Origin of the sequence: Roseibium sp., from assembly GCF_039982295.1 — a bacterium.
Lineage (GTDB): Bacteria > Pseudomonadota > Alphaproteobacteria > Rhizobiales > Stappiaceae > Roseibium.
This window is the reverse complement of sequence record NZ_JBDWYP010000007.1, coordinates 1-7,385: the sequence shown is the minus strand read 5'-3', so window position 1 is coordinate 7,385 and position 7,385 is coordinate 1. Positions and strand designations below refer to the sequence as shown.

Below are 7,385 nucleotides of genomic sequence, written 5' to 3'. Positions count from 1 at the left end.
GAACGAAATCCTCCCCGTTCACGGCCTCCGCGACAGCCAGCAAATCCGGGTTGCCATAAATCCGCAGCGCCGCCGGGATCGCCTGGCACATGCCATACATGCGCAAGACCACTTCCGCCGGCGCTTCCGCATCGGCCAATGGCTCGTTCATACGGGTGGGGTGCCTGCCACCCAGATCGCTGGTGCCGCCATGGGGATCCGACAGAGGCTTGGTCATAAAGTAGGCCGACCGGCCGAGATCCTAGCCGAAGGCGGGGCGGCCCCTGGCATCGACATCCGCGCCGCTTCGCACCGGTGCGCGCTCCAGCATGTCCATGCAGCCGTCGCGAAGTTCCGACAACTCTTCCGGGCCGACCACCCCCTCGAAGATATAGTAGCCATGCCGGTGATAGGCCGAGATGATAGCCGGATGCACCTTGCCGTCTTCGCCAAAGCGCAACGGGCCCTTGTTGCCGATTTCGGCGGCCAGGCGTCTGCCTTCTTCCTGATAGGACCGCATGCTGTCCGCATGTTCAGCCCGGCTGAGGCGTTTGCTCACGGGCCCTCCGGCAACTTCGTTCATATCGGTTCTCCGGCACGATCGCGGTCTGGGTCGCCAGATATCTGAAGACGAAGCCGACGACCAACAGATTATGAATATTGTTAAGGACGGTGCCCGTCCAATGCAAACCAGTCACCGATTCTGCCGCTGGCGCATACTCATGCGGTCGGTGCTGCCGCCATGGTCGCGGGTTCGAATATCGAAATCAGAGAAAATGGCCGAGGGAGAGGGACTTGATCGTTAACAGGCTTTCCGTCCGTTGTCGTAAAGCTGTAAAAAACAGGAGTTTTAATTGGCTCTGAGGCGGCGCCGGAGTGGCGCTTTTGGATTAGGTGACCGGCCCCCATGTTCTGTGCGATTGCAGACCCTGGACGTCGCAAAATGACGGCGTAAACCGGTCCTGGAATCAGACTGCATTCTGGATAATCTCAGGTGATGAGTTGAAGTATCGTAAGCGCTATTGCGCTCGCTGAGACGAGAGAGGCCTATCCGGCCTCAAGCCGTTTTGCTCTTCCCACTGCCCTTCCGCCCCATCTTGAAACCAGCAGTGCGCCTAGCGCTCGCTGAAACCCTGATCAACCGAGGCGTAGAGAGGCTTGAGAAGATACTGCAACACGGTTCGGCTTCCGGTTTGCACATCAACCTCAACGGTCATGCCTGGAAGAATAAGGTTCTGCGTCTCGGACTCACCCACATGCAGTTTGTTCAGACGGATTCTGGCCTTGTAGTAGAGTGAGCCGTCATCATTCTCAAATGTAGAAGGTGATATCCGATCGAGTATTCCGTCAATTTCCCCGTGCCGGTAAAAGTCATAGGCGCTGACTTTGACGGATGCCACCTGACCTTGACGCAACTGGCCTACATCCTCTGGCGCAATCTGCACTTCAACGATCAGTTCCTCCTCCAGAGGTACGATCTCGGCAACGAGACTCCCCGGCGGGATGATCCCACCAATCGTGTTGGGGACTACACTCTTTACGATTCCGCGCACCGGTGCACGGATTTCCAAACGGGAAACTGCGCCCTCCGACTTGGAAGCTTGCCGCTCAAGGCGTGCAATCTCGGCTGACACTTCGCCCATTTCGGCAAGAGCCGCACTTTCGAGAGAAGAAGCGAGCTGAACCAGCTTCCCCCTTGCCTCAGCAATCGCCTGTTGCACCCGAATGGTTTCGGAGGTGTTCTTGCGTGCCTGTCCCTGCAACGTCACTTGCTGCTGCAATGTACCAAGATACACCACACGGGAAATCAAACCCTTGTCCAGCAACGTCTTACGCATTTCCGTAACCTGAGTGACAATACCGAGCTCATCGGCAATCGTTGCCTTCTCCCCCTGCAGGGATAACAGCTCTGATTGCCGCTGCTCGATCGCATGTATCAGCACCTGCAGCTCGTTCTCACGGTTGCGCACTTGAAACTCGTATATCTGATTCTGGTCGGCGATAAGCCCGGCAAACACCGGGTCGGGAACCACAGATGTGAACGCGGGCAGGCGTCCTTCAGCGAATGCTCGCAGACGTTCAGCGCGCAGCTTCAAGGCCGCGATTCGGGTTGTTTTCTCTTCATGGTCGGCCGTCGCGCTTATCGGATCGAGAACCACGAGTACGTTTCCCGGCTCAACTATCTCACCCTCTTTGGCCGGGATCGCCGATACGATTCCACCCTCAAGATGTTGAACCGCAAGCACCGAGCCATTCGGAACCACTTGACCGACAGCGCTGACCCTTTCGGCAAGCGGCGAGGCATAGGCCCAACCAAGAAAAGCAAAAAGTGAAACTGCCACAAGGACGACAGCGGACCTCAAAGCTTGGGGTGGCCCCACCTCTTCGAGGAGCAACGACTGCGAAAGATATCGCGTCTGCTTGCTCCAGCGGCGGTGCTTGCGCTGGGTAAAGCGAACCTGGGTGGCTGACGTACTCATGCTGCATCCACCGCGCGTGAGTTCAGTACTTTCTCAGGCGGACCTGCGCTGGCAACCTTGCCGCCCTTCATCACAATGATCTGATCGGCAATTCGAATGTGGCTGGGTCGATGCGTCACGATGACGACGGTCGATTTCCCGCGGAGGTCCCTGATAGCCTTCATGAAAGCCCTGTCACCCTCTTCATCAAGACCTTGAGTGGCCTCGTCGAAAATGACGATAGGGGAACGACGTAAATATATCCTTGCGAGTGCCAACTTCTGTTTGAAACCGGCAGACAGCTTGCACAACACATCCTCGGTCAGACGTGTATCGAAGGCCTCTGGCAACGCAAGGATCTCTTCAAGAACACTCGCCTCCCTGGCGGCGGCGAAAATTTCCTCATCCAGAGCCGTTGGCTCCGCGAGCCGCAAATTTTGAGAAATTGTTCCGTAGAAGAGGTGAGTGGGATGAGACACAACCCCGATCGATTGCCGTAAATAGACCGGGTCGATCTGGCGAATGTCGACCCCATCCAGTAAAATTGCGCCGGCCTGCGGCCTGTAGAGTCCCGTGAGAAGGTTGATGATCGTTGATTTGCCGGAGCCGTTCGGCCCCACAAGGGCCACAACTTCACCCTTCTTCGCTTCGAAGGAAACGCCGAAAAGAACCGGATCTGTGTCCTGGGAATATCTATGACTGACCCAGGAAAACTGAATATGGCCCTTGAGATTTCGTTTAGAACGCGCGTGGCCGGATTGCTCCGTCGGCTGAAGGATCAACGCATGTAGCTGCCGAATGGAACTGATAATCGTATCCAGTTGCGACAGGACCACCACCATCATCTGAAAAGGTGAGAGCACCCGCCAGCCCAGCACCATGATCGCAACAAGCGCGCCGGTCGACATTGTGCCGTTCATAACCTTCAGTGCCCCGAGACCAAGAATGGCTGCACCCGTCGAGAAAACGAGGACCTGTGAGATGACAGCCGCCTGGTTGTTCACTGCCGCTTTTTCATAGTCTGCAAATGCGGACGCCGCGGAGGCCTCACGAAAACGCTCTATCCATCGAGGCGCGGCACCGGAGTATTTGATGGACCGCAAGTGGGACACGGCTTCGATCATAAATCGCTGCATCCATGATTGTGCGCGGACGGAACGTTTGTTCACACGCGAAAGGCGCGGCGCGAGAACGAAACCGGCGACGACAAAAAGGACCGCGACAGTCACCGGAATAAAGACAATCGGGCCGCCCAGAATCGCAATAACGATAATGAATATCAGCACGAACGGGATATCGAGCACCGCTTCGGTGATTGGGCTCGAGAATAACTCGCGAACGAGTTCGAACTCCTCAAGGCGCGAAATTTGTGAAGCCACAGGCGCATTTTCGGTCTGACGCGCCGGCAGAAACAGCAATCGGTTGAGCGCAATGTTGCCAACAATGTTGTCAATTCTTCCCGCCGCGTAGGCGATTGCTCTCGCCCGCTCGACCCGAAACGCAATTTCGAACAGAAGTGCCACGCCGATCCCGCCCAGCAAGTAATAGAGTTGGACCGTCGATTCCGAAGGAATCAGAACATCGTAAATGGACATAATGAAGAGCGGCGTCGCGAGACTCAGGATATTAACGAAGAACGTAATCACCAGCAGGCGCGTCACGGTGCGACGGAACCGGTGTACCAAACTGTTGATCCAATCCCCCGCTGTCGTTTCATCAGCCAGGGGATCGTCGGCAGATCTCACAAAAACCGCTGTTCCAGTAAGTGAATGGACAGCGGTATGACGGACCCGCTGCATCCAGCCGTCAAAGATTAGAAAATCGCCGTCCTCGATGGCGAGGACAACCTGCGCTGCACCCTGATCAGTCAGAAACAGGCATGGCAGCAAACTTTCGTCGATATCTCCAAGCTTCATCCGAAGCTCGTGACTGTCGTAGTTCAGTTGTGAAAGTGTGTTTCGAAAATCTATCAGGTTGAGGTCATCGACATAGTGCGGCATCGCTTCGGCCAGGTCGCGAGGGTCGCCGCGCCAAGCCAATGCTTCGAGAAGCGGCTTGAGGCAGTTGACGAGTTCAGAACGACCCTTAAACCGGTCAAACCAGTCCTTCTGCCGAGATATCCCTTCTTGGACGCCGGAACGCAACAGGATGTCGGAATGCTCAAGTGACGTCATTCGGCTATATCCCGGTTAAGCGCCTCAATCAGGTCCTTAGCACCGCCGACACTGCCTTCCAGATTCCCGTCGCGCAGAACAAAAGTCCGGTCCGCTTTCGAGAGCAAAGAGGGTCGGTGTGTCACCATCAACATCGTGGTTTTGCCGGTAATCTCGGCAATCATCTGCTGCAATTCGGAATCGCCAATTGCATCCAGGTGGGAATTGGCCTCGTCGAAAATCACCAGCTTGGGCTCCGGGACCGTTACGAAGGCGCGCGCAAGGGCAATTCGCTGCACTACACCCGTCGGCAGCCCGTCGCTTGGATTATCCCGAAACTCGGTCTCATACCCATCGGGGAGTGCACCGACAATCTCTGACAGTCCGATCTTCTCGACGATTTCAGCTGCATGATCGGCCAATTCAGGCCGGTACAGCGTAAGATTATCCAGAAGTGTGCCCTGGAAGAGGACGCCGTCTTGAGGCAGGTATGCGATATGGCGATGCAGACCTTCATACGAATAGTCGCGGACATTTACCCCATCTATGGCCACACGGCCTTCAGTGGGGCGCAGCATACCCATCATCAACCAGAGAAGCGTGGTCTTGCCGGCACCGTTCCTGCCGGTAACCCCGATTAATTCACCGGGCTCTATATCCAAATGCACATCACGAAGGACCGGCTCATCTTCTTCATCATAAGAAAAGGCCACATGCTCAAGACTGACCCGCCCCTGGATATCTTCGCCATCAATGGTGCCGCTTTCTTCCAGCGGGATGGCGAAAAGCTCTTCAACCTGTTCATGCGCAATGCGGACGCTCTGGAACCTCGCCCAGATGCCCATGGCACGAAGCAGGGGTTGCGCTGTTCTTCCCGCCAGAAAAATACATGCTGAGAGCGCGCCGAGCGAGATCTCGCCCTTCATCGCCATGCTCCCGCCATAGGCCGCGACTGAAACAATGGAAATCTGGGAGGTCCCACTTCCGACGATCCGGGCGACGGCGCTGTTCAACGCGACCGCATAGTTGAAAAGTGCGGACGTGGACTGCAAACGCTCATAGCGTCGCAACATCAGGTTTTCCGCGCCAATTGTCTTGATCGTGTGAATGCCGCGCAACAACTCGATGATGAAGTTGTGCCGCAGGTCATCGCCCGCAGCGCGCCCCTCAAGTGCGCGGCGAAGAAACATGCCCGAGAGGGCAGCTGCCGACACAAGCGTAACAATCACAACGAGCAGAACGCCCGCAAGTTCGACGGAGATTATGGCAATCAGGGCAATGAATATCCCGGCGAACGGAAGATCCACGAGCAGATGCATTCCCTGACCGGACTGAAAGGAACTCAGCTTGGCTATCTGGTTCAGACGCTGCAGTTGAACGCCGGGTCCATCTTGTTCGAAGGACTTAAGATCGCTGTCGAGCAGCCGCTTGACGCTGGCGCAGCTGGCCAGATGCTGCAGACGAATGGCGCGCCATGCCGTAATACGGCTTCGAAGCAGCGTAAGCATCGCATCCAGAATGAGTACAGCCACGAGCCCAAGCAACAACAGCGCGAGCGTGTTGAGAGCGGCATTCGGGATAACCCTGTCGTAAACCTGCAAAATGGCAATCGGCAGCGCGAGCGAAAGAATATTGGAGACTGCAGCCGCGATAAACATTTCGAACCGGCCGCCAACACGGCTTGAAAGGTCTCGCAGGCTCCGGACATGAATATCTCGCAATGGCAGACGTTCATCTCTTATTTCCGGGAGCCCATAGGCGGCCATATTGGTCATTGACGGTGTCTCGAACGGTTTCTCTGACTGTCCAGAGCAAACTGCGGCTGGCGAAATCGACCGTGAGTATCGTCAAACAAGCTTAATTTTGACCTAACGGATTATCCTTGGCCCACCTTCTTTCTGGCGTTGTCAGCAATCCACTTCCTCGCAACCCCAAGCGCTGTGGGGATCGCTAAAATTTTAGCGATATTTGACCGGTTTTCGTTTCAAGGGTGCGGTGATTTCCCCCGGTTTTCCAGCTGTTTCTGAAGTTTTTGCAAAGGATTTATTATCCTTTTGCGGGCTAGTCTTTCGGCATTCACGCGGACCCTTTCGGTCTGCGGCACAGAAACATCCGAGCCGGGGAACTGAAAATGGCTGACGCAAAGAACCCAGATGCCGAAGGTGCGGAAGACGCGCTCGCGATCGAGCTCCTGAATGCCGGCGGGGCTGCCAAACCGGATATGGAAGAGGCACAGGGCACATTCAGCGCGGGTGGCGAAGCATCAACGGAAAGCGAGATGGGTGGCGGCCCGGAAAGCGTGTTCTACTCCGCCATGATGGACGATTTCAGTCCTCGGGACTCAACCACGCTCGAAGAGACAGCGCTCAGCACGGATGATGCACAATCCATAGAAATCACATCCAATGATGTTTTGGGGCGCCGCACCGACGAGCAAAGAGCAGAAGACGGCGAAGACAATTCCTCTTCGGACAACGCCAATTTGTTCGACCAGGGTAGCAATCGCCAGCAGAACGACCATGACGGGTCCCTTTCTTCGTCAGGTGATGCCACGAATCCGGCCGTCACGGGCGATTCAGCCGGAAACGCCTCGTTCGGCACGAACGTCGATGAATCCCCTGATTCGGCCCAACTTTCAGGTGTCGAGAACGAGTTTGCCCAGGGCGCACCGCTCTTCACACAAGCTCCCGCAGGCGCAGTAGGCAACGCAGGACAGGCAACAGTTGCAAATGCGGCAGTTGCAAATGCGGCAGTTGAAACTGCAGCAGAGGCTGCAGAAGCAGAGGCCACAGAA

Annotated in this window: 6 protein-coding genes; 1 reads left to right on the top strand and 5 read right to left on the bottom strand. The window is 56.0% G+C overall.

Features of this window, described 5'->3' with window-relative positions:
• The 5 genes from ABJZ52_RS01145 to ABJZ52_RS01125 form a co-directional block, all read right to left on the bottom strand.
• The coding region (locus ABJZ52_RS01145) for a hypothetical protein (protein WP_348487680.1) at positions 1-217 on the bottom strand (217 nt) is incomplete at its 3' end.
• Between the two features lie 24 nt (positions 218-241).
• The gene (locus ABJZ52_RS01140; protein ID WP_348487679.1) at positions 242-562 is read right to left on the bottom strand and encodes a hypothetical protein; all 321 of its coding nucleotides are present in this window, start codon (positions 560-562) and stop codon (positions 242-244) included.
• 532 nt (positions 563-1,094) lie between these two features.
• Positions 1,095-2,459 (bottom strand): HlyD family type I secretion periplasmic adaptor subunit, encoded by a 1,365-nt coding sequence (locus ABJZ52_RS01135; RefSeq protein ID WP_348487678.1) that lies wholly within the window; start codon positions 2,457-2,459, stop codon positions 1,095-1,097.
• Positions 2,456-4,612 carry a peptidase domain-containing ABC transporter gene (locus tag ABJZ52_RS01130; protein WP_348487677.1) on the bottom strand — a complete coding sequence of 719 codons (2,157 nt, stop codon included), beginning with the start codon at positions 4,610-4,612 and terminating at the stop codon, positions 2,456-2,458. Before ABJZ52_RS01130 ends, ABJZ52_RS01135 begins: the two co-directional genes overlap by 4 nt.
• A complete protein-coding gene (locus tag ABJZ52_RS01125) occupies positions 4,609-6,366 on the bottom strand; it encodes an ATP-binding cassette domain-containing protein (protein ID WP_348487676.1) in 1,758 nt (585 codons plus the stop codon). Before ABJZ52_RS01125 ends, ABJZ52_RS01130 begins: the two co-directional genes overlap by 4 nt.
• A 356-nt stretch (positions 6,367-6,722) precedes the next feature.
• On the opposite strand from ABJZ52_RS01125, the gene ABJZ52_RS01120 reads away from it, so the two are divergent.
• On the top strand, positions 6,723-7,385 hold a 663-nt coding region (locus tag ABJZ52_RS01120), incomplete at its 3' end, for a hypothetical protein (RefSeq protein WP_348487675.1).

What these genes read in the sequence shown, in the direction of transcription:
- ABJZ52_RS01140 (WP_348487679.1), bottom strand. Translation starts at nt 562, where the DNA reads ATGAACGAAGTTGCCGGAGGGCCCGTGAGCAAACGCCTCAGCCGGGCT.
- ABJZ52_RS01135 (WP_348487678.1), bottom strand. Translation starts at nt 2,459, where the DNA reads ATGAGTACGTCAGCCACCCAGGTTCGCTTTACCCAGCGCAAGCACCGC.
- ABJZ52_RS01130 (WP_348487677.1), bottom strand. Translation starts at nt 4,612, where the DNA reads ATGACGTCACTTGAGCATTCCGACATCCTGTTGCGTTCCGGCGTCCAA.
- ABJZ52_RS01125 (WP_348487676.1), bottom strand. Translation starts at nt 6,366, where the DNA reads ATGACCAATATGGCCGCCTATGGGCTCCCGGAAATAAGAGATGAACGT.